Below are 25,955 nucleotides of genomic sequence, written 5' to 3'. Positions count from 1 at the left end.
ACCTCAAGTCTTCTCCGCCGGAGCCTGCCTTGCCTCGCCGCTCGACACCAGCAGCACCGACACCTTCGACTGCCGGAGCACGGCGTCCGCGACGCCGCCGAAGGACAGGTGGTCGGCCTGGATGCGGTCGACGCCCATGACGACGAGATCGACGTCGGTGGTGTCGATCTCGCGCAGGATCGCGGCTTCGGGTGCCCGGTTCACCCGCAGCGTGGTGGTGATGTCAACGTCATAGCGGGCGGCGAGATCGCTGGCGTCCTTGAGAATGCCCGCCTCCTGGCCGAGGCCACGGGAGGCGCCGCGCTGCGCGCCCTTGTCGCGCGTGGTCGCGACATAGATCACCCGCAGCGAGCCTGATCCTCCTTGCGCCAACGCGACCGCGACCTCGGCGCCGCGCTTGGAGATGCCGCTGCCGGAGACCGGAACGAGGATGTTGAGCGCCTCGGGCGCCGGCTGCTTCAGGTGCTTGCCCTTGGCCGCGACGATCGCGAGCGGCCCTTCGAACTTCGCGGCGATTTCGTCGATCCTCCGGTCGAAGCGGTCCTTGGTCGCGATGACCTTGTCGATGCCAACCACCAGAAGATCAAAACCCTTGCGCGCTTCATCGGCGATGGTCTCGCCGAGCTCCGCCTGCCGCGCGCGGGTGACGACATCGACGTTGCCGGCCTCGCCGTCGCCATGGGCGGACACGACTTCGGCGGCTTTCTTCACCACCGCTTCGTGGCTCTCCTCCTGGTCGCGGCCCTTCTCCCGCTCCTTCGCGCTTTTGCCGATATGCAGGACGGTGATCGGCAGGCCGCGCATGCCGGCGATCAGGCCGGCGATGTGCGCGGCAAAGATGGCGTTGGCGCTTTCGTCCACCGCCAGCAGAGGGCGCTCGAGATTGGCGAGGAAACCGCGCTTCTCGAATTCCTCCCGCTCCAGCCGCTCCTTCTCGTCCTTGTTCATCGGCAGCCTTGCCAGCGCCGCGCGCAGCATCGGCGGCATCGCCATCGTCGTCACGATCGCCATGGTCACGATCATCGTGAACAGGTTCTGGCTCAGCACGCCGATGGACAGGCCAATGGTCGCGATGATCACCTCGGTCGAGCCGCGGGCATTCATGCCGCTCGCCAGCGCCAGCGATTCCCGATGGTTCAGGCCCCCCAATGTGCCGCCGACGAAGGCGCCGCCGAACTTGCCGACGCTGGCGATCACGACCAGCAGGCCGGTGAGCATCAAGAGATTGGGATCACGCAGCACCGACAGATCAGCGCTGAGGCCGGCAAGGCCGAAGAACACCGGCATGAAGAAGGCGGAGATCAGTCCGCGCAGGCGCTCGTCGATCTGCCGCGTCAGGATCGGGGATTCCCCGACCAGGATGCCGGCGACGAAGGCACCTAACACGGTGTGCACGCCGATCAGATGCGTGATCAGCGCCATCACGCTCATCAACAGCAGGATCACCGTGATCACCGCCGCCGCGCTGACGAGATTGTCGTTGGCCCAGCGGATCAGCTGGAACACCAGGCGGCGGCCGATGGTGAAGCTGACGGCCAGGAAGGCGAGCGTGCCCAGCACGGCTTTCGCCACCGAGGCGATATCCAGCGTACCGTGCGAGGCCAGGCTGAAGATCACGGCGATGATGATCCAGCCGATGGTGTCGTCGATGACGGCGGTCGCCACGATGATCTGCCCGACATTGCGGCGCATGAAATTCATCTCGCGCACCACCACCGCGACGATCTTGACCGAGGAGATCGACAGCGCCGTGCCCATGAACAGTGAGGCCACGAGGCGGGCTTGCGGATCGGGCAGTAGCGCATCGGGCAGAAACTCTCCGAGCGCGAAGCCGCAGGCAAAGGGCACGAGGATGCCGGCGATCGAGATCGCGATCGCGGCCCTGCCGACTTTCCGGACCAGCTTGAGGTCGGTCTCCATGCCAGTGAGCAGCAGCAGGAGCAGGATGCCGAACTGGGCAATGCCGTCGATCATCGCCTTCTGCTCGGGAGTCTTGGGGAAGATCGCGTGCTGCGCCTCGGGCCAGATCCAGCCGAACAGCGACGGTCCGAGGATGATGCCCGCGAGCAACTCGCCGATCACCGAGGGCTGGCCGATCCGCTGCATGATCTCGCCAAGACCGCGCCCCACAGCGATCAACAGCACGATCTGCGCCACCAGCAGGAATTCGGACGGGCCGGCCGATTTGCCGCCCTCGGCACCGGCCGCAATGGTGGTGAGGACAAGCGCCGCGGGGACGAGGCCGACCGGACGGAGCAGGCGCCATGGCATGCAGGTGTCTTTCCCCCTTTGCCTGCCCCGAGGTTGGGGCCACGAGGATAGAACCCGCGGGACGTGGAGCGGGTTCCCGGTTCACGGGGCGGGATATTCACCGTCATTGCGAGCGCAGCGACTTGTCCGCCGAAGCCTTGGCGAAGGGGACTCGCAACTCTGGGTCCCGGCTCTACGCTGCAACGCTCACGCGTTGCGGCTTGTCCGGGACACGAGGCGCCTCACACCGGCTGTGGCGTCCGGATCTCGCGCGGCAGGATGATGGCGGCTGCGATTGCCAGCAGGCAGAGCGCGGCGAAGGCGTGCAGCATGGTGACGAAGCCGCCCTGCTCGTAGAGCCAAGCGACCAGGCCGACCGAGGCGCCGGCCGCGGTGAAGCCGATGAAGTAGCGCACGGCGTAGGCGCGCGAGCGCCATTCCTCGCTGGTGTACTTGCCGACCATGGCATCGTTCACCGTGACCTGCCCGAATGCGCCCATGACGATGCCGATCGAGACCAGGATCAGCGGCAGATTGTTCAGGCTGGCGGCCAGATAGAGGAACGGCGCCAGCATGAAGGACAGCGGCAATGCCACCGTCTTCAGCGAGTAGCGGTCGAGCAGCCGGCCGATCGTGTACTGCGTCATCGCGCCGAACACGTAGACGCAGGCCGCAATGACGCCGAGCAGCGCCGGGCTCTTCGTCAAATCCGCGAGACGCTCCGCGAACAGCTTTGGCAGCGCCACGGTGACCGCGTTGAAAGTCGTGGAGATCGCGATCACCACGATCAGCAGCGACAGCACCACGCGCCACATGTCCTGCTTGGCCACCCGCGCCTGCGCCGCGGCCTGCTTGGTGCCCTTGCGGTCCTCGTGCACGACCATCATCGCAAAGGCGACGCCGATCAGGATCGTGACCACGCCGGGAACGATGAAGGCGAAACGCCAGCCGAGATATTGGCCGATCACGCCTGTCACCAGCGCCGATGAGGCCACGCCGAGATTGCCCCAGACGCCGTTGATCCCCATCTCGCGGCCGAGCCGGTCGGCATAGGACACGATCATGGCGGTGCCGACGGGATGGTAGATCGAGGCAAAGATGCCGATCGCCAGCAGCGCCGCGCCGAGCTGCGCCGGGGTCTGCACGAGGCCGACCGCGATCATGGAGAGGCCGATGCCGACGAAGAAGATCAGCATCATGTGGCGGCGGCTCCAGCGGTCGCCGAGCCAGCCGGTGAGCAGCGAGCCGGCGCCGAAAGCCACAAAGCCAGGTGTCGCGTAGGGCAGAAGTTCCGAATAGGCCATGCCGAGCGCCGGTCCCATGATGATGACGGCGGCGGCGAAGATAAGCATCGAATAATGGTCGATGAAATGGCCTGCGTTGACGAAACCGATGACCCGGCTGGGGCTGTTCATACGAATCCTCTCCTGCTCCGAAATGAGTTATATGTCCTCCCCATGACGGGATGCTGCCAATGACTGTCTTGGAAACGCCAATCTTGGAAACGCCAATCCTGCGGGAGGTCCGGAGCAACCACCGCTCGCCCGCGGGCGTGCACCTGGTCGCGCGCGACTACCCCAAGGGTTTGCGGATCGATCCGCATTTGCACCGCGAGGCGCAGCTGATCTATGCGGCCAAGGGCACCATGCAGGTGACGACGCCGGGGGGACGCTGGCTGGTGCCGCCGGACCGCGCGGTCTGGGTCCCGGCCGGGCTCGAGCATGCCATCGATCTGCTCGCCGACATCGAGATGCGCACGCTGTATTTCGACCTGTCCTGGCTCAAGCGCGAGCAGCGCTATGACGGCCTGACCCGGGAATTCGTGGTGCGGGTGTCACCGCTGCTCAATCAGGCGATCCTGGCGCTGTTCGACGCGCGCAACACGGAGGAGCGCACCGAACTGCTGGTTCGCCTCGTCATGCTGGAATTGCACCAGGCTGAGGATTCCGCGACCTTCGTGCCGCTGCCGCGCGAGTCGCGCTGCCGCCGCGCCGCCCTGATCGTGCTCGACGATCCGACGGGCCTGCACGACATCGACACGCTCGCGCGCGAGGTCGGAACTTCCGCGCGGACGCTGTCGCGGCTGTTCTCAACGGAAACGCAGCTGAGCTTCAAGAGCTGGTGCCAGCGCGCGCGGATTGCTGCGGCGATCCAGCGCCTGTCGACGGATGCGAATGTGTCGGTGAAGCAGCTCGCAACCCAGCTCGGCTATGCCAGCGTGCCCGCCTTTTCCGCGGCGTTCCGTCAGGTGACGGGGCGGACGCCGACGGAGTTTGCCGGCAAAGCTTGAGGCAGCCTCGGCATTGCGAGCACAGAACTCGTAGGGTGGGCAAAGCGCCGCCGTAGCTCGAAGAGCGAAGGCGGAAGCGTGCCCACGGTTTCTTCGCTGCAGTCAAAGGATCGTGGGCACGGCGCAAGGGCGCCTTTGCCCATCCTACGGCAGCTCGTTTGGGGTGAGCACACCCGCTCCCTCAACGCCCACGCTATGCCGTCATTCCCCAAACGCACGGCCCAACTAAAGTTGCCGCATTCCTCCGCTTGATTGTGATCGGTTTCCGCCCAAATCCCGTGTAAGCTTCGGCAACGCACAAACCTGATACGAAAGCCCCGATGGCCAACGCCTTCTTCTCCGACCTGCTCGCCACGATCTCCGAGCGCGGCCGCACCCTGCTTCGTCGCGGCGAGTCCGCCGACACCAGACGGGATGCCGACGGGCTGATCGATCTCTGCGATGCGCTGCTGTCGGGCCGGGGCGAGGCATCGGGCATCGCCATCGCGCGTGAGGTGCTCGACATCTACCGTGAGCTGGATGCGGCGGGACGCCGCGCCTTCTTCGACGGACTGGTGCGCGATTTCGGCCCGGACCGGGAGCGCCTGGCCAAGGCGATCGAGAAATGGCGCGCCGCGCCGAGCGACGAGGACGCGAGCTCGCTGCATTTCGCCTCGGAGCCGCGGCGGCAGGAGCTGATCCGCCGCCTCAACCGTGCGCCCGGCGGCACCGGCGATCTCGTCAACATGCGCGCCGATCTGCTCGGCATGATGAACGGCCACACCGACCTCGCCGCGCTCGATCGCGACGTCTCGCATCTTCTCTCTTCGTGGTTCAACAGGGGGTTTCTCGTGCTGCGCCGGATTGACTGGTCGTCCCCGGCCAACATCCTCGAAAAGATCATCCGCTACGAGGCCGTGCACGAGATCTCCGACTGGGACGATCTGCGCCGCCGCATCGATCCGGTCGACCGCCGCTGCTACGCCTTCTTCCATCCCGCGATGGTCGACGAGCCCTTGATCTTCGTCGAGGTGGCGCTGACCGAGACCATCCCGGGCGCGATTGCTCCGCTGCTTGCAGTCGACCGCCAGCATCTGCCGATCGAGCGCGCGCGCACCGCCGTGTTCTATTCGATCTCCAACACCCAGCGCGGTCTCGGCGGCATCTCCTTCGGCAGCTTCCTGATCAAGCAGGTGGTCGAGGAGCTGCGCCGTGAAACGCCCAAGCTCGACACTTTCGTGACGCTGTCACCGGTGCCGGGCTTCATGCCATGGCTGAAGCAGGACAAGGACTTGCCGCTGTCCGACGAGGACCGCGAGGTGCTGAAGCGCCTCGACGATCCCAAATGGTTCGAGAGCCCCGAGACGACGGCACAGCTCCGCGCCGTGATCGAGCCGCTCGCGGCACACTACTTCCTCAAGGCGCGCACGCCGAAGGGCAAGCTGATCGATTCCGTCGCCCGCTTCCATCTCGGCAACGGCGCCAGGCTGGAGCGCATCAATTGGCTGGGCGATCTCTCGCCGAAGGGCGTGCGGGAATCCGCCGGCGTGATGGTCAACTACCTCTATCGCCTCGACGACATCGAGAAGAACCACGAAGCCTACGCCAATGACGGCGAGGTGGTGGCGTCCAGTGCGGTGAAGAAGCTGCTGAAGGGCGAAGGGCGACGGCTGCTGGATATGCGGTTGTCGTAGCGGCGATGGCGGCGGCTTGCGCTGTCCGCGACCACAACCTCGGTGTCGTCGCCCGGCTTGACCGGGCGATCCAGTATTCCAGAGGCCGGCGTTGAAGGGCTCACTCTCGCCACATCCGCCGCGGTGTACTGGATGCCCCGGTCAAGCCGGGGCATGACAGCGGAGGGTGTGGCGCGGCCATCGCGGCCTCAAGCCTACTCCGCCAGCGCCTTCATTTCCTTGTAGAGATCCGACTTGCCTTCGAAGCCGATGCCTGCAAGCTCCGGCATGGTGATGTGGCCGTTCTCGACGCGCACACCATCCGGGAAGCCGCCGTAGGGCTGGAACAGGTCGGGATAGCTCTCATTGCCACCCAAGCCTAAGCCGGCTGCGATGTTGAGCGACATCTGGTGGCCGCCGTGCGGGATGCAGCGGCTGGGGGACCAGCCGTGGGTCTTCAGGACTTCCAGCGTGCGCTGGTATTCGCAGAGGCCATAGGACAGCGCGCAGTCGAATTGCAGCCAGTCGCGGTCGGGGCGCATGCCGCCGTAGCGGATCAGATTGCGGGCATCCTGGTGGCTGAAGAGATTCTCGCCTGTGGCCATCGGGCCCGGATAGAATTCGGCGAGCGCGGCCTGCAGCGCATAGTCGAGGGGATCGCCGACTTCCTCGTACCAGAACAAGGGATGGTCCCGCAGCATCTTGGCATAGGCGATGCCGGTCTCGAGATTGAAGCGGCCGTTGGCGTCGACGGCGAGCTGCGCGTCCTTGCCGATCTCCTTCAGCACCGCCTCGATGCGGGTGCGGTCCTCGTCGATATCGGCGCCGCCGATCTTCATCTTCACGACATTGTAGCCGCGGTCGAGATAGCCGCGCATCTCGCCGCGCAGCATCGAGAGGTCCTTGCCGGGATAGTAATAGCCACCGGCGGCGTAGACGAACACGCGCGGATTGGCTTTGACGCCGTGACGTTCGGCGAGCAGGCGGAACAGCGGCTTGCCGGCGATCTTCGCCACCGCGTCCCACACCGCCATGTCGATGGTGCCGACTGCGACCGAACGCTCGCCGTGGCCGCCGGGCTTCTCGTTGGTCATCATCGCGCCCCAGACCTTGTCGGGGTCGAGATTGTCGCCAGCCGCATTCAGCAGCGACTTCGGATCGGCCTCGGTGATGCGCGAGGCAAAACGTTCGCGGATCAGGCCGCCCTGCCCGTAACGGCCGTTGGAGTTGAAGCCGTAGCCGATCACGCGCTTGCCGTCGCGCACCACGTCGGTGACGACGGCGACGAGGCTCGTCGTCATCTTGGTGAAGTCGATATAGGCGTTGCGGATCGGCGAGGAGATCGGTTTTGTAATTTCGCGGACGTCGACGATGCGGACGGACATGGGGTAGCCTTGGGTGTTGAGAGGAATTCGCCGGACTGTCTCCCCGTCATCCTGAGGTGCGAGTGATGGGGCGCTCAGCGCCCCATCGGGAGCCTCGAAGGATGAACGGCCGAGGTGCAGCCGGGCTGTCGCCCTTCGAGGGCCGCTGAAGGAGCGGCCAACTCAGGGTGACGGTCTTGCATTTGGACGCGCGGCGGATTCTCATCGCCCCGGAATGACGGTGGTCTATTTCTTATCCCTGAAATACGGCTCCACCGGGCCATGCACCTTGATGGTCAGCGGGTTGCCGTGGCGATCCTTGGCGTTGCCGGCGGTGACGCGGACCCAGCCTTCGCTGATGCAGTATTCCTCGACATTGGTCTTCTCGACGCCCTTGAAGCGGATGCCGACGTCGCGCGCGAGGATGTCCGCGTTGTAATAGGGGCTGTTCGGATCGACCGACAGGCGGTCCGGAAATTCGTCGCTCATGATTGTCTCGCTCACAACAGTGTTTCGATTTGATTCCGCAATCCTTCGGGCCGCGCGGTCGGAGCGTAGCGCGCGACCACCTTGCCGGCACGGTCCACCAGGAATTTGGTGAAATTCCATTTGATGGCGGCGCCGAGAAGCCCGGATTGCTGGCGTTTCAGGTACTCATACAGAGGGTGCGCATTGGCGCCGTTGACGTCGATCTTCTCGAACAAGGGAAAGGTGACGTCGTAATGGGTCGAGCAGAACGCCTGGATCTCGTCCGCCCGCCCCGGCTCCTGCGCGCCGAACTGGTTGCAGGGAAAGCCGAGCACCGAGAAGCCGCGCGGCGAGAGATCGCGATGCAGATCCTCCAGACCACGATATTGCGGCGTGAAGCCGCATTTGCTCGCGGTGTTGACGATCAGTAGCACCTGCCCCTCGAAACGTTTCAGGGCGACCTCCTCCGCCGGCAAGCGAGTTGGCCTTGAAATCGTAGATCACGGACATCGCTAACCCACGGGATCGATCGGCGACGGCGGCACGCCGCCCGCCTCGATCGCCTCGCCTGCGAGCAGGCACAAATCCTCGCGATAGCGGCCGGAGACGATGTGCACGCCGACGGGCGCCTTGCCGACGAGACCGGTGGAGACCACAAGGCCCGGCAATCCCATGAAGGGAATGGCGATCTGCGGCAGCTGCGCTTCCCAGACCCGCTTGAACGACTCATCGTCCTTGCGATCGAGATGATCGGGGAACGGCAGCTCGCCGGACACCGGCGTCAGCAGCACCGCGTATTTTTCGAAGAACAGCATCCAGTCGCGGGTCAGGGTGGCTCTTCGGGTCAGCGCCTTGGCGTAATTCGCCTGATCCATCGGCGTGACCCTGCCGCGATTGCCGCGCAGGCACGCCAGCGCACCGGGATCGCCCTCACGCTCGGCCATCTCCAGCTGCGCCTCATAGCCGTCGCCGAGCCAAAGCTTGATCTGCCACTCGACCGCCTCGCGCATCGACGGCGTGTTTTCGATCGTCTCGACCGTCCAACCGGCACGCTCGAGCCGCTTGCCGGCATTGCTCACCGCCGCCTTCACTTCGGGCATGGTGGCAAGGCCGTCCGGATTGAGGCAGAGCGCGGCGCGCTTGTCCCGTGCTGGGCCTTCCAGCGGCACTGGTGCGTACCAGGGATCGCGGATGTCGCGGGCCGACATCGCGGCCAGTGAAATCCTGAGGTCGTTGACGGTGCGCGCCAGCGGACCCGACACCGCCATGATCTGCGGCCCGATCGGACGCTCCGGCAGCGCCGGGTTGAAGGCGGGAATGCGGCCGAGCGTCGGGCGCAGGCCGTGCACGCCGCAGGCATAGGCGGGGTAGCGGATCGAGCCGGCGATGTCGGTGCCGTGGGCGATGTGGCCGATACCGGCCGCGACCGCCGAACCGGCGCCGCCGGACGAGCCGCCCGGGGTCAGAGAGGCGTCACGCGGATTCTTGGTGTCGCCATGGACGAGGTTGGTGGTGAACCAACGATAGGAGAAGGCCGGGCAATTGGTGCGGCCAAGGAGAATGGCCCCGGCTTTGCGGAAATTGGCGATCACCGGATTGTCCTCGCGCGCGATCAAATCGCGCTGGAGCTTCAGGCCGTTGGTGGTGGCAAAGCCCTCCTGGTCGACATTGGCCTTGATGGTGACGGGCACGCCGGCGAGCACGCCGGGGTCCTCGCCCCGCGCGATGGCGGCATCGACGGCGTCGGCTTGCTTGAGCACGTCGTCCGGCCGGTGGTCGATCACCGCGTTGAGCTGGGGATTGACGGCATCCAGGCGGGCAAGCCCGGCCTTGGCCGCCTCCCTGGCGGACACCTTTTTGGACTTGACGAGGGAGGCGAGGTCGGCAGCCGACAGGCGCCAGAGATCTTGCATGGCTTGCTCCGTGTAACCGGCGTCTTTTAGCGCCGGGAACGCGGCAAAGCCATGCGGATTTCGCAGGGGCGAAGGCGCTGGGGCGCCGGGTGGTGCCTCATTCTCCGTCGTCTTTGCGAGGAGCCCTTGCGACGAAGCAATCCAGACTTCCTCCGCGGAGAGTCTCTGGATTGCTTCCTGCGCTCGCAATGACCGGAGAGAGCGCCCGCTAATGCCGCGTTGCGGACGCGTCCGGGATGTCCAGCAGCGCCTCGGTGAAGGGAAACTCCAGCACGATCTCGCCTTCGGCGTCGGTGACCTCGATCACGGCGTCCAGCAGGGCGCGCTGGGTGCCCTCGGATTTCACCACTTCAAGGATCATCTGGCGGGCGACCTCCCAGGCGCGGTCGGGGTTGCGCAGATCCTCGCCTTCGGGATCCACGATCAGTTCGTCGCCGATACGGGTATTGAAGTAGTATCTGGGCATCATCGAGATCCAGTTGGGTCGCCTGTACCGGATTGAAAGCTGCACTGCACTCACAACTGCTTTATCAGGACAGGGTTCGCGACCGAATGCGCCGAACGCAAGGCAGCGCCCCAGAAGTGAGCGTTCCCGAAGGCTTTTTTTCGCGGCGCAACATGGGCTTCTCGGGAAAATTTCACTGGCGAACTTCTCAGCGCGCACTAATTTAACGGGTGGGCGATACGTCCGAATTCGCGAAAATGGAGTGCCAAAATGGCCTGGAAAGCCCCGAAGATCGTCGAAGTGCCCTGCGGCATGGAAATCAACATGTATGTGAGCGCCACCCGCAAGTAAGCGGTTGGTGATCTGCGTTCAGCGCAGGTGGGTCTTTCGGTCACGACCGGTTTCCGAATGAGGGAAATCGTGTCGGCCTGAGATCCACCTCGTGACGTTGCTTCCAGGAGACGGATCATGCTTCGCGTCGTCGTCCTGGGCGCCGCAGCTGGCGGCGGAGTGCCGCAATGGAATTGCGGCTGCGAGGGCTGCCGGGCGGCCCGTGAGAACGGCCATGAGCTCTTGAGAACCCAGGCCTCGGTCGCCTTCAGCGGCGATGGCGAGCACTGGTTCCTGATCAATGCCTCACCGGATCTCCGCCAGCAACTGAATGCCACGCCGCAACTGCACCCCAAGGCCGGGGCGCTGCGCCATACGCCGATTGCGGGCGTGATCCTGACCAACAGCGAAGTGGATGCGGTGGCCGGCCTGCTCTCGATGCGCGAGGGGTCGCCGTTCACGGTCTATGCGCACGAGAAGGTGCTGGCGATCCTTGCCAGCAACAGCATCTTCAACGTGCTGAACGAGAAGCACGTGCAGCGCCAGCCGATGGCAATCCGCGAGCCATTCGAGCCGCGCCTGCCCGACGGCACCCGCTCCGGACTGGAGGTGCTGTCCTTCGCGGTCTCGGGCAAGTCGGCCTGGTATCTGGAAGGCAAGGCGCATCCCGGCGGGGACAGCGGCGACGGCGACACGCTCGGCCTGAAGATCACCGACAAGGCCACCGGCAAGTGCTTCTACTTCATCGCCGCCTGCGCAGAGGTGACCGACGCGCTCAAGGCCGAGATCGACGGCGCTTCGCTGGTGTTCTTCGACGGTACGGTCTGGCAGGACGACGAGATGATCAAATGCGGGCTCGGCCACAAGACCGGCAAGAGCATGGGACATGTCGCCATGTCCGGCGAGGACGGCGCGATCGCACGGCTGGCCGACCTCGCTATCGACAGGAAGATATTTCTGCATATCAATAACTCGAACCCGGCGCTGCTACCTGCCTCATCCGAGCGCAAGGCCGTCGAGGCGGCGGGCTGGCAGATACCGGCGGATGGAACGGAGATCGTGCTGTGAATGCGGCGTCAATGACTGGAATGACTGCGCTGTCGATCGGCAAGGATCTGAGGCTCAACTCGGCCGAGGAGCTCGAGGCGACGCTGCGCCATATCGGGGCGACGCGCTATCACAGCCTGCATCCGTTCCACAAGCTGCTGCACGGCGGCAAGCTGAACAAGGGCCAGGTGCAGGCCTGGGCGCTGAACCGCTACTATTACCAGAGCACGATCCCGATCAAGGACGCGGTGGTGATCTCGCGTTTCCGCGACCGCGCCACGCGCCTGGAATGGCGCCACCGCATCGAGGATCATGACGGCGACGTCGGCAGCGAAGGCGGCATCGAGCGCTGGCTGAAGCTGACCGAAGGCCTCGGCCTCGACACGGCCTATGTGGAATCGACCGAAGGCATTTTGCCGGCGACGCGCTTCGCGGTGGAGGCCTACGTGCATTACTGCCGCGAAAAAAGCCCGCTGGAGGCGATCGCCTCCTCGCTCACCGAGCTGTTCGCGCCGAACCTGCATGAAGAACGCATCTCCGGCATGCTGCAGCACTATGATTTCGTCAACCCCGACATCATGAGCTACTTCAAGCGCCGCCTGGCGCAGGCGCCGCGCGATGCCGGCTTTGCGCTCGACTATGTCAAGGCGCATGCCACGACGCCGGAGCAGCGCGCGCAAGTGTGCAACGCGCTGATCTTCAAGACCAACGTGCTGTGGGTGCAGCTTGACGCGCTTCAGCACGCCTATGTCGAGGGCCACATTCCGCCGGGCGCGTTCGTGCCCAAGGCGAGTTGAGGGACAAGAGCAATGGCCGGGCCGCGGAACATCAGTGTCAGCGAGGCAAGCCGCCCCGTGCTGCCGCGGCATGCCAAGCTGAAATATGACGAGACGCGGAAGGTCTGGGTGATCCTGGCACCGGAACGGGTGCTGGCACCCGACGAGATCGCAGTCGAGGTCTTGCAGCTCTGCAACGGCGTCCGCAATGTCGGCGACATTGCGGACGCGTTGGCGGTGAAATACGCCGCGCCACGCGAGGCGATCCTCGCCGACGTCATCGTCATGCTGCAGGATCTCGCCGACAAGGGCTTTCTCACGGAGGCCCGGGAGAAGACGTCATGAGCGATGTGCTCGGCAACCCCATGATCCCCCCTGATGCCAGCGACAGCCTCGCGGTGCTGGAGAAGCAGCGCTCGACGGCGGAGACCTTTGGCATTCCGCTCGCCGTGCTGCTCGAGATCACCCATCGCTGCCCGCTGCAATGCCCCTACTGCTCCAACCCGGTCGAGCTCGATCGCTCGGGCAAGGAGCTGACCACCGAGGAATGGAAGAAGGTCTTGAGCGAGCTTGCCGAGATCGGCGTGCTGCAGGTGCATTTCTCCGGCGGCGAGCCGACGGCGCGCAAGGACCTCGTCGACCTCGTCAAGCATGCCAGTGACGTCGGCCTCTACACCAACCTGATCACCTCGGCCGTGCTGCTGACGCGCGAAAAGCTCAGCGATCTCGCCGATGCCGGGCTCTGCCACGTGCAGATCAGTTTCCAGGGCGTTGAAGAAGGCCTCGCCGATCGCGTCGCCGGCTACAAGAACGGGCACCGCAAGAAGCTCGAGGTCGCAAAGTGGACGCGCGAGCTCGATCTGCCGCTCACCGTGAACGCGGTGATGCACCGCCAGAACCTGCACCAGCTGCCTGACATCATCCAGATGTCTGTCGATCTCGACGCCGACCGGCTCGAGGTCGCCAATGTCCAGTATTACGGCTGGGCGCTGAAGAACCGTGCCGCGCTGATGCCGAGCGTGGCGCAGTTAGATGAGTGCACGCGCATCGTCGAGGAGGCGCGCGAGCGGCTGAGGGGTACGCTCGCGATTGACTACGTCGTCCCTGATTATTACGCGCTGCGGCCGAAGAAGTGCATGGGCGGCTGGGGCCGGCAGTTCTTCAACATCTCGCCCGCCGGCAAGGTGCTGCCCTGCCACGCCGCCGAGAGCATCACCGGGCTCGACTTCGAATCGGTCCGCTCCAACCATTCGATCGCCTGGATCTGGCAGAACTCCGAGGCCTTCAACCGCTATCGCGGCACCGGCTGGATGAAGGAGCCGTGCAAGTCTTGCGAATTCCGCGAGATCGATTTTGGCGGCTGCCGCTGCCAGGCCTTCGCGCTGACCGGCGATGCCGCCAACACCGATCCGGCCTGCGCGCTGTCGCCGCTGCACGAGACCATCTTCAAGCAGGCCGAGCGTGAGGCCGAGGGCGAGACCAGCCGCTTCCTCTATCGCAACTTCGCCGGCGGCACCCTGGAATCAGAGAATGGGGCCTGACGCCGACGCAGGCACAGCGGCGAGGCGTGCCGATCCCTTTGCGCCGCTGACCTCCGACATGCTCGACGTCGGCGACGGCCATGAGCTCTATGTCGAGAGCGTCGGTCGCAGCGACGGCATTCCCGCGGTCTACCTGCACGGCGGGCCCGGCAGCGGCTGCCAGCCCGATCATCGCCGGCTGTTCGACCCTGATCGCTTCTGCGCCGTGCTGTTCGACCAGCGCGGCTGCGGCCGCAGCCGGCCCAAGGGATCGCGCGAGCACAACACCACGGCACATCTGATCGCGGACATGGAGAAAATCCGCGAAAAGTTCGGCTTTGACCGCTGGATGGTGGTCGGCGGCTCCTGGGGTGCGACGCTGGCGCTGGCGTATGCGCAGGCCCATCCCGAGCGCGTCTCCGGCATCGCGCTCCGCGCGACCTTTCTGGGCACGCGGGCCGAGGTCGAAACGGCCTTCACGGGGCGCCTGCCGCAATTCTATCCCGCGCTCTACGAGGATTTTCTGAGCGTGCTGCCGCCTGAGGAACGTGCGCGCCCGGTGGAAGCCTATTATCGCCGCATCCTCGATGCCGATCCGGCCGTTCACGGACCTGCGGCCCGCGCCTGGCACGACACCGAGCGAGCCCTGTCGGAGCACAAGGCCGCCAAGATGCGGCTGGACCTGGCGTCGCTAAACGTCTGGCGCACGCTGCCGGCGACGCCGTTCATGGAGGCGCATTACTTCATCAACAACTCCTTCATGAACGAAGCCCAGCTGCTGCGGAACGCGGACCGGCTCGCCGGGATTCCCGGCATTGTCGTGCAGGGCCGCTACGACCTGTTGTGCCCTCCTGAGACATCACACGCGCTCGCGAAAGTTTGGCCGGGTTCCGAGATTCGCCTCGTGGAAGAAGCCGGACATTCGCTCTATGATGCCGGCGTGAGGGATGCGGTCATGAAGTCGATTGCCGACCTTGCGTCGAAGGCCGCGCGCTAATGCGCGAAAAAGGACAACAAGAAAATGCCGCTCGCCGGAAAGGGCATGCTGCTGACGTCGATGAATATCGACGCAGCCAATGAGGCCGATTTCAATCGCTGGTACGATCGAGAGCATCTGGAAGAGCGCGTCGCGATCGACGGTTTCCTGGAAGCGCGGCGCTATGTCGCGCATGCCGCCAATCCCAAATATCTCTCGCTGTACTCGACCGCGACGCTCGACGTGCTCGACAGTCCCGCCTATCGGGCGCGCCTGGCCAACCAGACCGAATGGTCGCGGCAAAGCATGGCGCATTTCAAGGACATGCTCCGTGTCGTCGCGCGCATTACCATCAGCAACGGCACCGGCCGCGGCGCTGCGCTCGGCCTCGTGCGGCTGCGGCCCACAGCCGACAATGCTGGCGCATGGCGTGATGCGCTGCAAGAAAAGCTGGCGCCGGAGCGGCGCGACGGCATCATCTCGATGCATCTGCTCGAAAGCGAGCCGGAATTGTCTGGCGCGACCGCGGACATTCCGGCGGTGCGCAACGAAGGCGCACGCGACTGGTTCGTGCTGATCGACGGCACGCATGTCGGCGCGGTCTCGGCCGTGATCGCCGAGCGCTTCACCGGCCCTGCGGCATCGCCCTTCCCGCTGCCCGTCTCGGTCGGGACTTACAGCCTGATGTGGGACCTCGCAAAGAGCGACATCGCGCGGCTGAACAACCATCTGCATCGCAACATATTGCACCGCACGCGCATCGCGCGCGGCCGTTAATGCTGTGCGCGCGTAGCTCCCATGAAAGCGGGGACGCACCGAACTTTGCCGTTGTACTTCGGAAAGGTTCTAATAAGCTAACCCAATGACGTCATTCAGAAACCAGATCGCAGCGCGTTAAGCGTTCGCCAAGCTCAGAAGAGGCCGCCGGGTCTTTGAGCCTGCGCGGACAGGGTAGGAATGAAACCGACCGATATCGCGGCCCCCGACTACTTTCACAAAGTGGTCGATTGCCAATGGGCCTGTCCTGCGCACACCCCGGTTCCCGAATATATCCGACTGATCGCACAAGGCCGCTATAGCGACGCCTACATGATCAATTGGAGATCGAACGTGTTTCCCGGAATTCTGGGACGCACCTGCGATCGTCCATGCGAGCCGGCGTGCCGCCGCGGACGCGTCGAGGAGACGCCGGTCGCAATCTGCCGGCTCAAGCGTGTCGCCGCCGATTTCAAGGACGACATCAAGCAGCGCCTGCCGCGCCCTGCACCGAAGAACGGCAAGCGCGTTGCCTTCGTCGGCGGCGGTCCGGCCTCGCTGACGGTGGCGCGCGATCTCGCGCCGCTCGGCTATCACTGCACCGTATTCGATGCCGATCCGGAAGCCGGCGGCATGATGCGCACGCAGATCCCGAAATTCCGCCTGCCCAATTCGGTGATCGACGAGGAGACCGGCTACATCCTGGGTCTCGGCGTCGAGTTCAAAGGTGGCCACCGCATCGAGAGCATGAAGTCGCTGCTCGCGGAGAAATACGACGCGATCTTCGTCGGCTCCGGCGCGCCGCGCGGCCGAGAGCTCGACATTCCCGGCCGCAAGGAAGCGGCTGGCAATATCCATATCGGCATCGAATGGCTGGCCTCGGTCTCGTTCGGCCATATCGACAAGATCGGCAAGCGCGTGATCGTGCTCGGCGGCGGCAACACCGCAATGGACTGCTGCCGCACCGCGCGCCGGCTCGGCGGCGAGAAAGTTACGGTGATCGTGCGTTCCGGCTTCGAGGAGATGAAGGCCTCGCCGTGGGAGAAGGAGGACGCGCTCCACGAGGATATTCCGATCCTCAACTACATGGTGCCGGTGGCATTCAAGCACGTCGCCGGCAAGCTCATCGGCGTCACCTTCCAGCACGTCAAAGCCGAATATGACGCCAAAGGCCGCCGCAACCTCGTGCCTTCGGGCGATCCCGATCAGACCATTCCCTGCGACGACGTGCTGGTCGCGGTCGGCCAGGAAAACGCCTTCCCCTGGATCGAGCAGGATTGCGGCATCGAGTTCGACAAATGGCACATGCCGAAGGTCGATCCCAAGACCTTCGTATCGACCAATCCAAAAGTGTTCTTCGGCGGCGATGCCGCGTTCGGCCCCAAAAACATCATCTGGGCGGTCGCGCACGGCCATGACGCCGCATTGTCGATCCACAAGATGCTCTCGGGCGAGGACATTACCGAGCGGCCGCTGCCTGAGGTGCATGTCTCATCGCAGAAAATGGGCATCCACGAATGGAGCTATGACAACGACATCTCGATCGACAAGCGCTACAAGGTGCCGCATCGCGACAAGGTGATCGCGCTGAAGGACATCCGCGCCGAGGTCGAGCTCGGCTACGACGTCAAGCTGGCGCTGGGCGAAGCCGAGCGCTGCCTGAACTGCGACGTGCAGACCGTATTCTCGACCTCGCTCTGCATCGAGTGCGATGCCTGCGCCGACATCTGCCCGATGGATTGCATCACCTTCACGGGCAACGGAGAAGAAAGCGATCTGCGCCAGCGCCTGAAGGCGCCCTCGCCGCATCCGGACCAGGACCTCTACGTCTCCTCGGATCTCAAGACCGGCCGCGTGATGGTGAAGGACGAGGACGTCTGCCTGCATTGCGGGCTGTGCGCCGAGCGGTGTCCCACCGGCGCCTGGGACATGCAGAAATATTTCATCGACATGACTCACGCAGGTTCGACATGCCCGACAAAAAGCCGATCAGCAGCGTAAACGACTTCGTCGTCCGCTTCGCCAACGTGAACGGCTCGGGCTCGGCCAGCGCCAACGAGATGTTCGCGCGCGCGATCCTGCGCCACGGTGTTCCGGTCTCCCCACGCAACATCTTCCCCTCCAACATCCAGGGCCTGCCGACCTGGTACGAGGTGCGGGTGACCGAGGACGGCCATCTCGGCGCCCGCGGCGGCGTCGACATGATGGTGGCGATGAACCCGCAGACCTGGGACAAGGACGTCGCCGGCATCGAGCCGGGCGGCTATCTGTTCTACGATTCCACCAAGCCGATGCCGTCGACGAAATTCCGCGACGACATCACCGTGATCGGCGTGCCGCTCACCGCCATCACCAACTCGACCTATACCGATCCGCGCCAGCGCCAGCTGTTCAAGAACATCATCTATCTCGGCGCACTCTCGGCGCTGCTCGACATGGACCCGAAGCTGATCGAGCAGCTGATCGGCGAGCAGTACAAGGGCAAGGAAAAGCTGCTCTCCTCCAACGTCCACGCGCTGCATCTTGGGCGCGACTGGGCGCTGCAGAACCTGAAATGCCCACTCGGCCTCAGGGTGAAAAAGTCGGACAAGGTCGGTGACCGCATCTTCATCGAAGGCAACAGCGCCGCCGCGCTCGGCGCCGTCTATGGCGGCGCCACGGTATGCGCCTGGTATCCGATCACGCCGTCCTCGTCGGTGGCGGAGGCCTTCACCGCCCATTGCAAGAAGTACCGGCACGACCCTGAAACCGGAAAGGCGAAATACGCCATCGTGCAGGGCGAGGACGAGCTCGCTTCAATCGGCATCGTCATCGGCGCCTCCTGGAACGGCGCCCGCGCCTTCACCGCGACATCGGGCCCCGGCATCTCCCTGATGACCGAATTCATCGGCCTCTCATACTTCGCCGAGATTCCGGCCGTGATCATGAACATCCAGCGCGCCGGCCCCTCCACGGGCATGCCGACCCGCACCCAGCAATGCGACATCATCGCCTGCGCCTATGCTTCGCACGGCGACACCAAGCATGTGTTGCTGTTCCCCGAGGATCCCGCCGAGGCCTTCGAATTCGCGGCCGCCGCGTTCGATCTCGCCGAGCGGATCCAGACCACGATCTTCCTGATGCTCGACCTCGACATCGGCATGAATCACCGGCTCTGCCGTCCGCTGAAATGGGACGATGCCAAGCAATACGACCGCGGCAAGGTGATGACCGCGGAGATGCTGGAGGAAGGCCGCGACTTCGGCCGCTATCTCGATGTCGACGGCGACGGCATTCCCTACCGCACCTATCCCGGCACGCACCCGACCAAGGGCTCCTATTTTACCCGCGGCACCTCGCGGGATCGCTATGCGCGCTATTCCGAGGAAGGCTCGGTCTATGCCGACAACATGCAGCGCCTGATGCGCAAGTTCGAGACCGCGCAGGACCTGGTGCCGCGGCCGCTGCAGGCCAATGCGGAACGGCCGACCAAATACGGCGTGATCTATTTCGGCTCGACGTCGCCGGCGATGGACGAGGCGATCGGCCTTCTGGAAGCGCGCGGGCATCAGCTCGACCGCCTGCGCATCCGCGCCTTCCCGTTCCATTCGAGCGTGGCGAGCTTCCTCGCCGAGCACGATTTCGTCTACGTCGTCGAGCAGAACCGCGACAGCCAGCTCCGCCAGCTGATCGTCAACGAGAACGGCATCGACCCGGTGCGCCTCGTGCCGATCGTGCATTACGACGGCTCGCCGATCACCGCCCGTTTCATTGCAAAAGCCATTGGCGACCACCAGGATCACCTCAAGGTGACCCCGCTCCGCAAGGCCGTGTCATGACCTATATTGCCAAGCCGAAATTCCATCATCCGGGGCTGAAGAAGAACGAGCTCGGCTACACCCATCGCGACTACGAGGGCAAGATCTCGACGCTGTGTGCCGGCTGCGGTCACGATTCGATCACGGCTTCGATCATCGAGGCCTGCTACGAGCTCTCGATCGAGCCGCACCGGGTGGCGAAGATCTCCGGGATCGGCTGCTCCTCGAAGACGCCGGATTATTTCCTCGGCAATTCGCACGGCTTCAACTCCGTGCACGGCCGCATGCCATCGGTCTTGACCGGCGCCAACCTCGCCAACCGCGATCTGATCTATCTCGGCGTGTCCGGCGACGGCGATTCCGCCTCGATCGGGTTCGGCCAGTTCGCGCACTCGATCCGGCGCGGCGTCAACATGACCTATATCGTCGAGAACAACGGCGTCTACGGCCTGACCAAGGGCCAGTTCTCGGCCACCGCCGACCGCGGCTCGAAGTCCAAAAAGGGCGTCACCAACACCGACAACGCCATCGACCTCGTTGCGATCGCATTGCAGCTGGGCGCCACCTTCGTGGCGCGCAGCTTCTCCGGCGACAAGACCCAGCTGGTGCCGCTGATCGCGGCTGCGATCCGCCACAAGGGCGCGTCCTTCATCGACGTCATCAGCCCCTGCATCGCCTTCAACAACCACGCCGGCTCGACCAAGAGCTTCGACTATGTCCGCGAGCACAACGACGCCGTGAACCGGCTCGACGTTCTAGTCGGCCGCGATCCCATCGCGGTGGACTACGCGCCGGGCACGGTGCAAATGGTCGAGCAGCATGACGGCAGCAAGATCGCGCTGCGCAAGATCGACGCCGACTACGATCCGCATGACCGGCTGGGCGCCCAGACCTTCCTTGCGCGGCACGCCGCCAAGGGGCAGATCGTCACCGGTCTCCTTTACGTCGACCCCGACGCGGAAGATCTGCACGAGCATCTTAACACGGTCGAGACGCCGCTCAACACGCTGGAAGCGGACACCCTGTGCCCGGGCTCGGCGGTGCTGGACAAGATCAACGCCAGCCTGCGCTGATCATTTGCTCCGCGCCGAAGCCGGCGACCTGACGCGTATCGTGATCTTCTCCGACACGACCGGCGGTTCGAACGGATAGTGCTTGGCGTCGCCGAGCACCAGCTGCAGGGTGTGAGTCCCCGGCGCAAGGTCCAGCATAGTCTCGGTCTGCCCTGCGCCGAAATGCAGGTGCGACTTGTCCTGCGGGATCGGCTCCTTGGGATCGATGGGATCGTTGACGTCGACCAGCAGATGATGATGACCGGCATTCTGGTAATCGTCGCCGGCATGCGTCACGCCCATGTTGCGCAGGCCGAACCGGACCCAGAATCCACCGCGAACCTTCTGCCCATCGTGCGGCGTGATGAAATAGAGTTTTGCGTCCTTTGGCGCGGTCTTTCCCTGCGAGCAGGCTGCGCCCGGGTGCACTGCGATCGCCGTCGCCAGTGCGACACAATGAATGATCTTCATCAAATCCACTCCAGCACTTACGGACTGAGCGCGACGCGGAATCCATGCGTGGGGTAACGGACATTGGTGTCGTAACCATCGCGGTTGGATGGCCTCACATATCTCGCATCGTTCTTCCACGAGCCCGAGCGCAGAACGTGCGAGCTGCAGTCCCCGCCACCCCATGCCGAGCCGTCAGTGGGTGCGCCCTGATAGGTCCTGTGCCAGCAGTCCTCGACCCACTGATCGATACCGCCCCCCATGTCGTGGAGGCCGAACGGATTCGGCTTGAAGTTGCCGACCTTCGCCGGCTGCTCGGCCGCGAGGTCACCGCAATCCTTGCAGCCGGCCATGCCTGGCTGAAGCTTGTCGCCCCACCAATATTTGCTCTGCGTGCCGCCGCGCGCGGCATATTCCCATTCGGCCTCGCTCGGAAGCCGGTAAGGCTTCTTCGTCGCCTGCGCGAGCCAGGCGGCATATTGCTGCGCGTCGGTCCAGCTCACATTGCCGATCGGCGCATCCTCTTTGCCGGTGGCGGTGAAGCCGCACGCCTTTGCGGCCGCGCATTCGTTCCATTCCCGCACCGTCACCGGATATTTGCCGATCGAGAACGGTTTGACCGTGACCTGGTGGACAGGACGTTCGGTCGGATCGTCATTGCTTCCCATCGCAAAGCTGCCGCCGCGAATGGGGATCATCTCGGGTTCTCGAACCGCCGTCACCGATGGAGCGGATGCCGGAGATGGTGAAGGCGATGCTGCGGGCGACGGCGTCGTTGTGGGCAAGGGAGAAGCCGCGGGTGCAGCTTGGGGCGCCGGTGCCGCCGGGCTCGGTAACGACGGAACGGATTGCGGCATCGGCGAAGCCGACGGCGCCGCGATCGGAGGAGCGGCAGCCTGTTGCCCCACCTGGCTGCGGTGCTGCACCAGCACGTACCAAAGCACGTAGCCGGCAATCACCAGCAATGCCATGATCAGAAGAAAGAGCAGCATGCTCTCGCGCCGGCCGCGCGTCCTGCCGACCGCGTCTGCGTCCGGCAGCACGCGATAGACGCGCACCGGATCCGTGATGTTCTTGACCTTGCGGTCCCCGAGCGACTCATAGCCGCACACCACCTTGTGCTTGATCTGCTCGTAGATCGCGCCTGAGATATAGACGTGACCGGGCTCGGCGATACCCTCGATACGTGTGGCGATGTTGACCCCGTCGCCGTAGACATCGTCCGGCTCCACGATGACGTCGCCGAGATTGACGCCGATCCGGTATTCGAGCCGTGAATGCTTGGGAAGCGGGGCGTTGCGGCCGATGAGATTCTGCTGGATGACGATGCTGCATCGAACGGCCTCGACAGGACTGTCGAAGATGGCGATGAAGCCGTCGCCCGTCGTCTTCACCAGCGTGCCATGGTGCTCGACGATGCTGGGCTGGATGATATCCCGCTCGATCCGCTTGACGCGGACATGCGTGCCCTCCTCGTCGGCCTGCATGATGCGACTGTAGGAAGCGATGTCGCCGACAATGATCGCCGCGAGGCGACGAGGCATGGGGCCGTGTGGAGGCGGCCCGTCCTGATTTCCGGATCTGAAGTTGCGAATTTCGCCCATTGCGGGGGACTCCACAAACCTACAAAGGCAGCCCCAGCTTACGACCGCTAAAGGCGATCGTCTGTGAAGGCTATCACATTGATGAAATGGAGCAATGTCGAAGGACTCGCAGGGATCGAGTTCCGGAAGGCGAAGGCCTCGCATCGGTTGAACCTTCCTCGCCCTCCCGGTGACTAACGCCGTGCCTGGAACTGTCCATCCGCTCCGCGCTGTGATGATCATGTACGACTTGCGCGGGTTGAACGCGTCGCACCTGGGCCGCGTCTAAAGCCTACAGCTCGCTCCTGCGTTCGAGGCCATCATGAAGCTTTCTCTCCTGACTGCCCTCGCCGTTGCCGCACTCATCAGTACGGCCCACGCGGAAGAGGCCGACGACGTCCGCGAAGCCAGCAAGGCCGAGGCCGAGACCTTCAACACGCGCATGTATGCGGGCGCGCCCGGCAACAAGGCCTATGCCTGCTTCGTCCGCCGCTACGATGCGGAGCACCTGGCGCGGCATCCGAAGCAGAAGGTCGCTTCGATGAAGCTGCTGATCTCGGCCGAGTTGGACAAGGAAGACAAGGAGCTGCACAATTCCTTCCGCCTCGGCTTCAGGTACCGCCATCGCTCCGGCGATTTCGACTCCAGCGGTTCTTGCAACCACGCCGTATTCACCAAGGACGGCAACGAGGTTCGCCTCGGTTGCGGTGTCGATTGCGAAGGCGGTGGCATCGGCGTTGCGCTGTCCAAAGACGACAAGTCGACGATCGTGCGGCTCGAACGGGTCCGGGTCTGGCAGAACAACAAGCCGGATGACGAGGCCGAGCGGTCGCTGGTCGGCGGTGCCGACGACAGGATCTTTCGGCTTGATCGCACCGACAATAGCGAGTGCGCTTCGCTGGTGACCGACCGCAAGGAACTCGCCGCGCTCCGCCACAAATGATGATATGTCTCCGGCAAAGTCAGTCGAGGGAGATCGCCATGAACCGGCGGAACATCTTGTGGAGCGCAATCTCGGCCCTCGGCGCGGCATTCGGTGCCTCCGGCGCGAAAGCCGCGACGGGAGCGGGCGCGGGCAACAAGCTGAAAGTGGTCTACCATCTCAGCGATGCCGAGAAGGTCAACTTCGTGCTCGGCAACATCCAGAACCACATCGACGGTGTCGGCGGTCCTGATCACGTCACGATCGCGCTGGTGATCCACGGGCCGGCGCTGAAGGCATTCCACTCGGCGCAGGCGAACCCCGACATCAGCAAGCGCGTCGGCGAATTCTCCAAGGACGGCGTCGAGCTCGCCGCGTGCGGCAACACGATGAAGGCGCAGAACGTGACGTTGACCGAGCTGCTGCCGGGCTTCGTCAGCGCGGAAAAGGGCGGCGTGGTTCGTTTGGCTGAGCTGCAGTCGCAGGGGTATCTTTATCTGCGGCCGTAGGGGCTGCTTCTTACCCACACGACAAGTGCACTCCCTCCCCCGCCTGCGAGGGTTGGGGAGAGGGTGGCTCCGCAGAGGGACAATCCCCTAGAGGAAAAAGCCCTCACCCGGCGCGCGGGTCGATGCTTTGCATCGCCCGGAGGTAAGGCGGAGCTCGCAGCGCCCTCCAAACTCATCTTCATCCCGCTTGACTCACCCATAACCCTGCGGCTATGAGTTAACCCATAACTTCCTGGTTATGGATTCCCATGTCTCTCGCCCCCGACCTCCTGTTCCGGACGCTCGCCGACCCCACAAGGCGGGCGATCTTCGAGCGGCTGTGCCGCGAGGGGGAGCAGACGGTCGGGGCCCTGACCGTGAGATCCGGCGTTTCCCAGCCGGCCGTCTCGAAACATCTCGGCGCGTTGAAGCTGGCCGGCCTCGTGCGGGACCGCCATGAGGGGCGGCAGACCCACTACAGCGCGCAGCCCGGCGCACTCGATCCGCTGCGCGACTGGACCAGCCAGATGACCGGATTCTGGCAGAGGCGGCTCGACGCACTCGACGATCTCCTGAAGAGGATGGACCAATGACCGAAGCCTCAAGCGAAACACGCTCCGTCGTCGTCGAGCGCGAATTCGCCTTCCCGGCCGAGCGGCTCTGGCGCGCGCTGACGCAGCCGCATCTGATCGAGGAATGGCTGATGAAGAACGACTTCAAGCCGTCAGTCGGTCATCGCTTCAATCTTCGCGGTGAATGGGGTGGCGTGCTGGACTGCGAGGTGCTCACCATCGAGCCGCAGAAGACGCTCGCCTACACCTGGAATTTCTCGCATGAGGACGCCGCGTTCGACCTCAGGAGCGTCGTGACCTTCACGCTGACGCCGACCGGTGCGGGCACTCACTTACGCGTCGAGCAGGCGGGCTTCAGCCCGACGCAAAAGCAGGCTTACGGCGGCGCGCATGCCGGCTGGAAGCAGTTCCTTGCCAAGCTGGACGAGGTGCTGGCGCGGGAGGAATAGCCCCGGCCGGCCGTATCCATTCCAATCATTTCTAGAGGGAGACCCCAGTGAGCACAGACATGTGGATTCGTCAGATCCATCGCTGGCTGTCGATGGCTTTCACGCTCGCCGTCATCGCCAACATCATCGCCATGACCATGCAGCTCCAGGCGGTCTGGATCGGCTTCCTGGCGCTGGTCCCGCTGATCCCGCTGCTGGCGACCGGGCTCTATCTGTTCGCGCTGCCCTATATCGGCCGCCGCGGCAACGCGTGATGCGAGGCGAGACGATGAAGAAGGCAGTAGCGGCGAAGAAGAGCAGCACGAAAGACGCGACTGGGCCGTCGCCCTCCAAGCTGATCGACGGCAGGATCAAGGAGCTCGGCGACTGGCGCGGCGAAATGCTGGCGCGGGTCCGCGGCCTGATCAAGCAGGCCGATCCTGAGGTCGTCGAGGAATGGAAATGGCGCGGCGTTCCCGTCTGGGAGCACGACGGCATCATCTGCACCGGCGAGACCTACAAGGAAGTGGTGAAGATGACCTTTGCCAAGGGCGCCGCGCTGGACGACCCGGCCGGCCTGTTCAATTCCAGCCTCGACGGCAACGTGCGGCGCGCGATCGACATTCGCGAAGGCGAGAAGATCAACGAGAAGGCGTTGAAGGCGCTGATCCGCGCGGCGGTTGAGCTGAATGGGTCGAAGAAGAAGGCGGCGAAGAAGCCGGTAAAGCGCTCGGCATAGAGCAGCCGTAGTGCAGTGCCTTCCTTCTCCCCTTGTAGGAGGAGGTGGCGCGAAGCGCCGGATGAGGGGTCTCTATCGGCAGTGGAAGGTGTGGAAAGATACCCCTCACCGAAGTGAGCTTGTGTCTGCCGTCCTCC

General features: G+C 64.4%; 26 protein-coding genes and 1 pseudogene. 18 read left to right on the top strand and 9 right to left on the bottom strand.

Annotation, left to right across the window (positions count from 1 at the left end; all coding sequences use genetic code 11):
- Positions 1–3: 3 nt before the first annotated feature.
- Positions 4–2,271 carry a cation:proton antiporter gene (locus tag GGD66_RS32665; RefSeq protein ID WP_183260576.1) on the bottom strand — a complete coding sequence of 756 codons (2,268 nt, stop codon included), beginning with the start codon at positions 2,269–2,271 and terminating at the stop codon, positions 4–6.
- 221 nt (positions 2,272–2,492) lie between these two features.
- Positions 2,493–3,665 (bottom strand): MFS transporter, encoded by a 1,173-nt coding sequence (locus tag GGD66_RS32660; RefSeq protein ID WP_183260574.1) that lies wholly within the window; start codon positions 3,663–3,665, stop codon positions 2,493–2,495.
- 50 nt (positions 3,666–3,715) lie between these two features.
- On the opposite strand from GGD66_RS32660, the gene GGD66_RS32655 reads away from it, so the two are divergent.
- Positions 3,716–4,540, top strand: coding sequence for a helix-turn-helix transcriptional regulator (locus GGD66_RS32655; RefSeq protein ID WP_183260572.1), 825 nt, complete (start codon positions 3,716–3,718; stop codon positions 4,538–4,540).
- A gap of 320 nt (positions 4,541–4,860) precedes the next feature.
- Positions 4,861–6,213, top strand: a complete 1,353-nt coding sequence (locus tag GGD66_RS32650) for a malonyl-CoA decarboxylase (protein WP_179736332.1) — start codon at positions 4,861–4,863, stop codon at positions 6,211–6,213.
- 194 nt (positions 6,214–6,407) lie between these two features.
- Here GGD66_RS32650 and tarD read toward each other — a convergent pair whose 3' ends face one another.
- From tarD to GGD66_RS32625, 5 genes and pseudogenes are all read right to left on the bottom strand, one after another.
- Entirely contained in the window at positions 6,408–7,577 is a 1,170-nt protein-coding gene (tarD, locus tag GGD66_RS32645) for a D(-)-tartrate dehydratase (protein ID WP_183260571.1), read from the bottom strand.
- A gap of 225 nt (positions 7,578–7,802) precedes the next feature.
- Positions 7,803–8,045 carry a DUF3297 family protein gene (locus GGD66_RS32640; RefSeq protein WP_038950952.1) on the bottom strand — a complete coding sequence of 81 codons (243 nt, stop codon included), beginning with the start codon at positions 8,043–8,045 and terminating at the stop codon, positions 7,803–7,805.
- Positions 8,046–8,056: 11 nt separating this feature from the next.
- Positions 8,057–8,534, bottom strand: a pseudogene (locus GGD66_RS32635) (glutathione peroxidase).
- A gap of 2 nt (positions 8,535–8,536) precedes the next feature.
- A complete protein-coding gene (locus tag GGD66_RS32630) occupies positions 8,537–9,937 on the bottom strand; it encodes an amidase family protein (RefSeq protein WP_183260569.1) in 1,401 nt (466 codons plus the stop codon).
- Between the two features lie 208 nt (positions 9,938–10,145).
- Positions 10,146–10,403 carry a DUF6894 family protein gene (locus GGD66_RS32625; protein ID WP_026202038.1) on the bottom strand — a complete coding sequence of 86 codons (258 nt, stop codon included), beginning with the start codon at positions 10,401–10,403 and terminating at the stop codon, positions 10,146–10,148.
- Positions 10,404–10,652: 249 nt separating this feature from the next.
- Here GGD66_RS32625 and pqqA point away from each other — a divergent pair, with 249 nt between their 5' ends.
- From pqqA to GGD66_RS32575, 10 genes are all read left to right on the top strand, one after another.
- A complete protein-coding gene (gene pqqA, locus GGD66_RS32620) occupies positions 10,653–10,733 on the top strand; it encodes a pyrroloquinoline quinone precursor peptide PqqA (protein WP_007595659.1) in 81 nt (26 codons plus the stop codon).
- A gap of 117 nt (positions 10,734–10,850) precedes the next feature.
- Positions 10,851–11,780 (top strand): pyrroloquinoline quinone biosynthesis protein PqqB, encoded by a 930-nt coding sequence (gene pqqB / locus GGD66_RS32615; protein ID WP_183260567.1) that lies wholly within the window; start codon positions 10,851–10,853, stop codon positions 11,778–11,780.
- Between the two features lie 20 nt (positions 11,781–11,800).
- Positions 11,801–12,556: a pyrroloquinoline-quinone synthase PqqC gene (gene pqqC / locus GGD66_RS32610; RefSeq protein WP_210321755.1), complete on the top strand. Its 756-nt coding sequence runs from the start codon at positions 11,801–11,803 to the stop codon at positions 12,554–12,556.
- 12 nt (positions 12,557–12,568) lie between these two features.
- A complete protein-coding gene (pqqD, locus tag GGD66_RS32605; protein ID WP_183260563.1) occupies positions 12,569–12,880 on the top strand; it encodes a pyrroloquinoline quinone biosynthesis peptide chaperone PqqD in 312 nt (103 codons plus the stop codon).
- A complete protein-coding gene (pqqE, locus tag GGD66_RS32600; protein WP_183260561.1) occupies positions 12,877–14,076 on the top strand; it encodes a pyrroloquinoline quinone biosynthesis protein PqqE in 1,200 nt (399 codons plus the stop codon). Before pqqD ends, pqqE begins: the two co-directional genes overlap by 4 nt.
- Positions 14,066–15,052, top strand: a complete 987-nt coding sequence (pip, locus tag GGD66_RS32595; RefSeq protein WP_183260559.1) for a prolyl aminopeptidase — start codon at positions 14,066–14,068, stop codon at positions 15,050–15,052. The genes pqqE and pip overlap by 11 nt, the downstream gene beginning before the upstream one ends.
- Before the next feature lie 24 nt (positions 15,053–15,076).
- On the top strand, positions 15,077–15,808 hold the full coding sequence (locus GGD66_RS32590; RefSeq protein WP_183260557.1) for a DUF4286 family protein: 732 nt from the start codon (positions 15,077–15,079) through the stop codon (positions 15,806–15,808).
- A gap of 180 nt (positions 15,809–15,988) precedes the next feature.
- On the top strand, positions 15,989–17,788 hold the full coding sequence (locus tag GGD66_RS32585; RefSeq protein ID WP_183260555.1) for an FAD-dependent oxidoreductase: 1,800 nt from the start codon (positions 15,989–15,991) through the stop codon (positions 17,786–17,788).
- On the top strand, positions 17,758–19,605 hold the full coding sequence (locus tag GGD66_RS32580; RefSeq protein ID WP_018318542.1) for a 2-oxoacid:acceptor oxidoreductase subunit alpha: 1,848 nt from the start codon (positions 17,758–17,760) through the stop codon (positions 19,603–19,605). The genes GGD66_RS32585 and GGD66_RS32580 overlap by 31 nt, the downstream gene beginning before the upstream one ends.
- Positions 19,602–20,657 (top strand): 2-oxoacid:ferredoxin oxidoreductase subunit beta, encoded by a 1,056-nt coding sequence (locus GGD66_RS32575; protein ID WP_018318541.1) that lies wholly within the window; start codon positions 19,602–19,604, stop codon positions 20,655–20,657. Before GGD66_RS32580 ends, GGD66_RS32575 begins: the two co-directional genes overlap by 4 nt.
- Here GGD66_RS32575 and GGD66_RS32570 read toward each other — a convergent pair whose 3' ends face one another.
- Together GGD66_RS32570 and GGD66_RS32565 are read right to left on the bottom strand one after the other, a co-directional pair.
- On the bottom strand, positions 20,658–21,107 hold the full coding sequence (locus tag GGD66_RS32570; protein WP_020508690.1) for a DUF4399 domain-containing protein: 450 nt from the start codon (positions 21,105–21,107) through the stop codon (positions 20,658–20,660).
- Positions 21,108–21,124: 17 nt separating this feature from the next.
- Positions 21,125–22,690, bottom strand: a complete 1,566-nt coding sequence (locus tag GGD66_RS32565; protein WP_183260553.1) for an SUMF1/EgtB/PvdO family nonheme iron enzyme — start codon at positions 22,688–22,690, stop codon at positions 21,125–21,127.
- Positions 22,691–22,991: 301 nt separating this feature from the next.
- Between GGD66_RS32565 and GGD66_RS32560 the strand changes: the two genes are divergently transcribed.
- The 6 genes from GGD66_RS32560 (at position 22,992) to GGD66_RS32535 (ending at position 25,818) form a co-directional block, all read left to right on the top strand.
- Positions 22,992–23,612 carry a hypothetical protein gene (locus GGD66_RS32560; RefSeq protein WP_018318538.1) on the top strand — a complete coding sequence of 207 codons (621 nt, stop codon included), beginning with the start codon at positions 22,992–22,994 and terminating at the stop codon, positions 23,610–23,612.
- Positions 23,613–23,650: 38 nt separating this feature from the next.
- Positions 23,651–24,100, top strand: coding sequence for a DsrE family protein (locus tag GGD66_RS32555; RefSeq protein WP_018318537.1), 450 nt, complete (start codon positions 23,651–23,653; stop codon positions 24,098–24,100).
- Between the two features lie 248 nt (positions 24,101–24,348).
- Positions 24,349–24,672, top strand: a complete 324-nt coding sequence (locus GGD66_RS32550; RefSeq protein ID WP_018318536.1) for a helix-turn-helix transcriptional regulator — start codon at positions 24,349–24,351, stop codon at positions 24,670–24,672.
- Positions 24,669–25,100 carry an SRPBCC domain-containing protein gene (locus GGD66_RS32545; RefSeq protein WP_018318535.1) on the top strand — a complete coding sequence of 144 codons (432 nt, stop codon included), beginning with the start codon at positions 24,669–24,671 and terminating at the stop codon, positions 25,098–25,100. The genes GGD66_RS32550 and GGD66_RS32545 overlap by 4 nt, the downstream gene beginning before the upstream one ends.
- Before the next feature lie 59 nt (positions 25,101–25,159).
- Positions 25,160–25,354 carry a hypothetical protein gene (locus GGD66_RS32540; RefSeq protein WP_210321754.1) on the top strand — a complete coding sequence of 65 codons (195 nt, stop codon included), beginning with the start codon at positions 25,160–25,162 and terminating at the stop codon, positions 25,352–25,354.
- A gap of 14 nt (positions 25,355–25,368) precedes the next feature.
- The gene (locus GGD66_RS32535) at positions 25,369–25,818 is read left to right on the top strand and encodes a DUF1801 domain-containing protein (RefSeq protein WP_183260548.1); all 450 of its coding nucleotides are present in this window, start codon (positions 25,369–25,371) and stop codon (positions 25,816–25,818) included.
- Positions 25,819–25,955: the final 137 nt, after the last annotated feature.

Source organism: Bradyrhizobium sp. CIR48, assembly GCF_014198315.1.
GTDB lineage: Bacteria > Pseudomonadota > Alphaproteobacteria > Rhizobiales > Xanthobacteraceae > Bradyrhizobium.
The sequence above is the reverse complement of the archived record's forward strand: the minus strand, read 5'-3'. Positions and strand labels throughout refer to the sequence as shown.

Coding starts and splice junctions, on each gene's coding strand:
- GGD66_RS32665 (WP_183260576.1), bottom strand. CDS start 2,271: ATGCCATGGCGCCTGCTCCGTCCGGTCGGCCTCGTCCCCGCGGCGCTT.
- GGD66_RS32660 (WP_183260574.1), bottom strand. CDS start 3,665: ATGAACAGCCCCAGCCGGGTCATCGGTTTCGTCAACGCAGGCCATTTC.
- GGD66_RS32655 (WP_183260572.1), top strand. CDS start 3,716: ATGCTGCCAATGACTGTCTTGGAAACGCCAATCTTGGAAACGCCAATC.
- GGD66_RS32650 (WP_179736332.1), top strand. CDS start 4,861: ATGGCCAACGCCTTCTTCTCCGACCTGCTCGCCACGATCTCCGAGCGC.
- tarD (WP_183260571.1), bottom strand. CDS start 7,577: ATGTCCGTCCGCATCGTCGACGTCCGCGAAATTACAAAACCGATCTCC.
- GGD66_RS32640 (WP_038950952.1), bottom strand. CDS start 8,045: ATGAGCGACGAATTTCCGGACCGCCTGTCGGTCGATCCGAACAGCCCC.
- GGD66_RS32630 (WP_183260569.1), bottom strand. CDS start 9,937: ATGCAAGATCTCTGGCGCCTGTCGGCTGCCGACCTCGCCTCCCTCGTC.
- GGD66_RS32625 (WP_026202038.1), bottom strand. CDS start 10,403: ATGCCCAGATACTACTTCAATACCCGTATCGGCGACGAACTGATCGTG.
- pqqA (WP_007595659.1), top strand. CDS start 10,653: ATGGCCTGGAAAGCCCCGAAGATCGTCGAAGTGCCCTGCGGCATGGAA.
- pqqB (WP_183260567.1), top strand. CDS start 10,851: ATGCTTCGCGTCGTCGTCCTGGGCGCCGCAGCTGGCGGCGGAGTGCCG.
- pqqC (WP_210321755.1), top strand. CDS start 11,801: ATGACTGCGCTGTCGATCGGCAAGGATCTGAGGCTCAACTCGGCCGAG.
- pqqD (WP_183260563.1), top strand. CDS start 12,569: ATGGCCGGGCCGCGGAACATCAGTGTCAGCGAGGCAAGCCGCCCCGTG.
- pqqE (WP_183260561.1), top strand. CDS start 12,877: ATGAGCGATGTGCTCGGCAACCCCATGATCCCCCCTGATGCCAGCGAC.
- pip (WP_183260559.1), top strand. CDS start 14,066: ATGGGGCCTGACGCCGACGCAGGCACAGCGGCGAGGCGTGCCGATCCC.
- GGD66_RS32590 (WP_183260557.1), top strand. CDS start 15,077: ATGCCGCTCGCCGGAAAGGGCATGCTGCTGACGTCGATGAATATCGAC.
- GGD66_RS32585 (WP_183260555.1), top strand. CDS start 15,989: ATGAAACCGACCGATATCGCGGCCCCCGACTACTTTCACAAAGTGGTC.
- GGD66_RS32580 (WP_018318542.1), top strand. CDS start 17,758: ATGCCCGACAAAAAGCCGATCAGCAGCGTAAACGACTTCGTCGTCCGC.
- GGD66_RS32575 (WP_018318541.1), top strand. CDS start 19,602: ATGACCTATATTGCCAAGCCGAAATTCCATCATCCGGGGCTGAAGAAG.
- GGD66_RS32570 (WP_020508690.1), bottom strand. CDS start 21,107: ATGAAGATCATTCATTGTGTCGCACTGGCGACGGCGATCGCAGTGCAC.
- GGD66_RS32565 (WP_183260553.1), bottom strand. CDS start 22,690: ATGGGCGAAATTCGCAACTTCAGATCCGGAAATCAGGACGGGCCGCCT.
- GGD66_RS32560 (WP_018318538.1), top strand. CDS start 22,992: ATGAAGCTTTCTCTCCTGACTGCCCTCGCCGTTGCCGCACTCATCAGT.
- GGD66_RS32555 (WP_018318537.1), top strand. CDS start 23,651: ATGAACCGGCGGAACATCTTGTGGAGCGCAATCTCGGCCCTCGGCGCG.
- GGD66_RS32550 (WP_018318536.1), top strand. CDS start 24,349: ATGTCTCTCGCCCCCGACCTCCTGTTCCGGACGCTCGCCGACCCCACA.
- GGD66_RS32545 (WP_018318535.1), top strand. CDS start 24,669: ATGACCGAAGCCTCAAGCGAAACACGCTCCGTCGTCGTCGAGCGCGAA.
- GGD66_RS32540 (WP_210321754.1), top strand. CDS start 25,160: ATGTGGATTCGTCAGATCCATCGCTGGCTGTCGATGGCTTTCACGCTC.
- GGD66_RS32535 (WP_183260548.1), top strand. CDS start 25,369: ATGAAGAAGGCAGTAGCGGCGAAGAAGAGCAGCACGAAAGACGCGACT.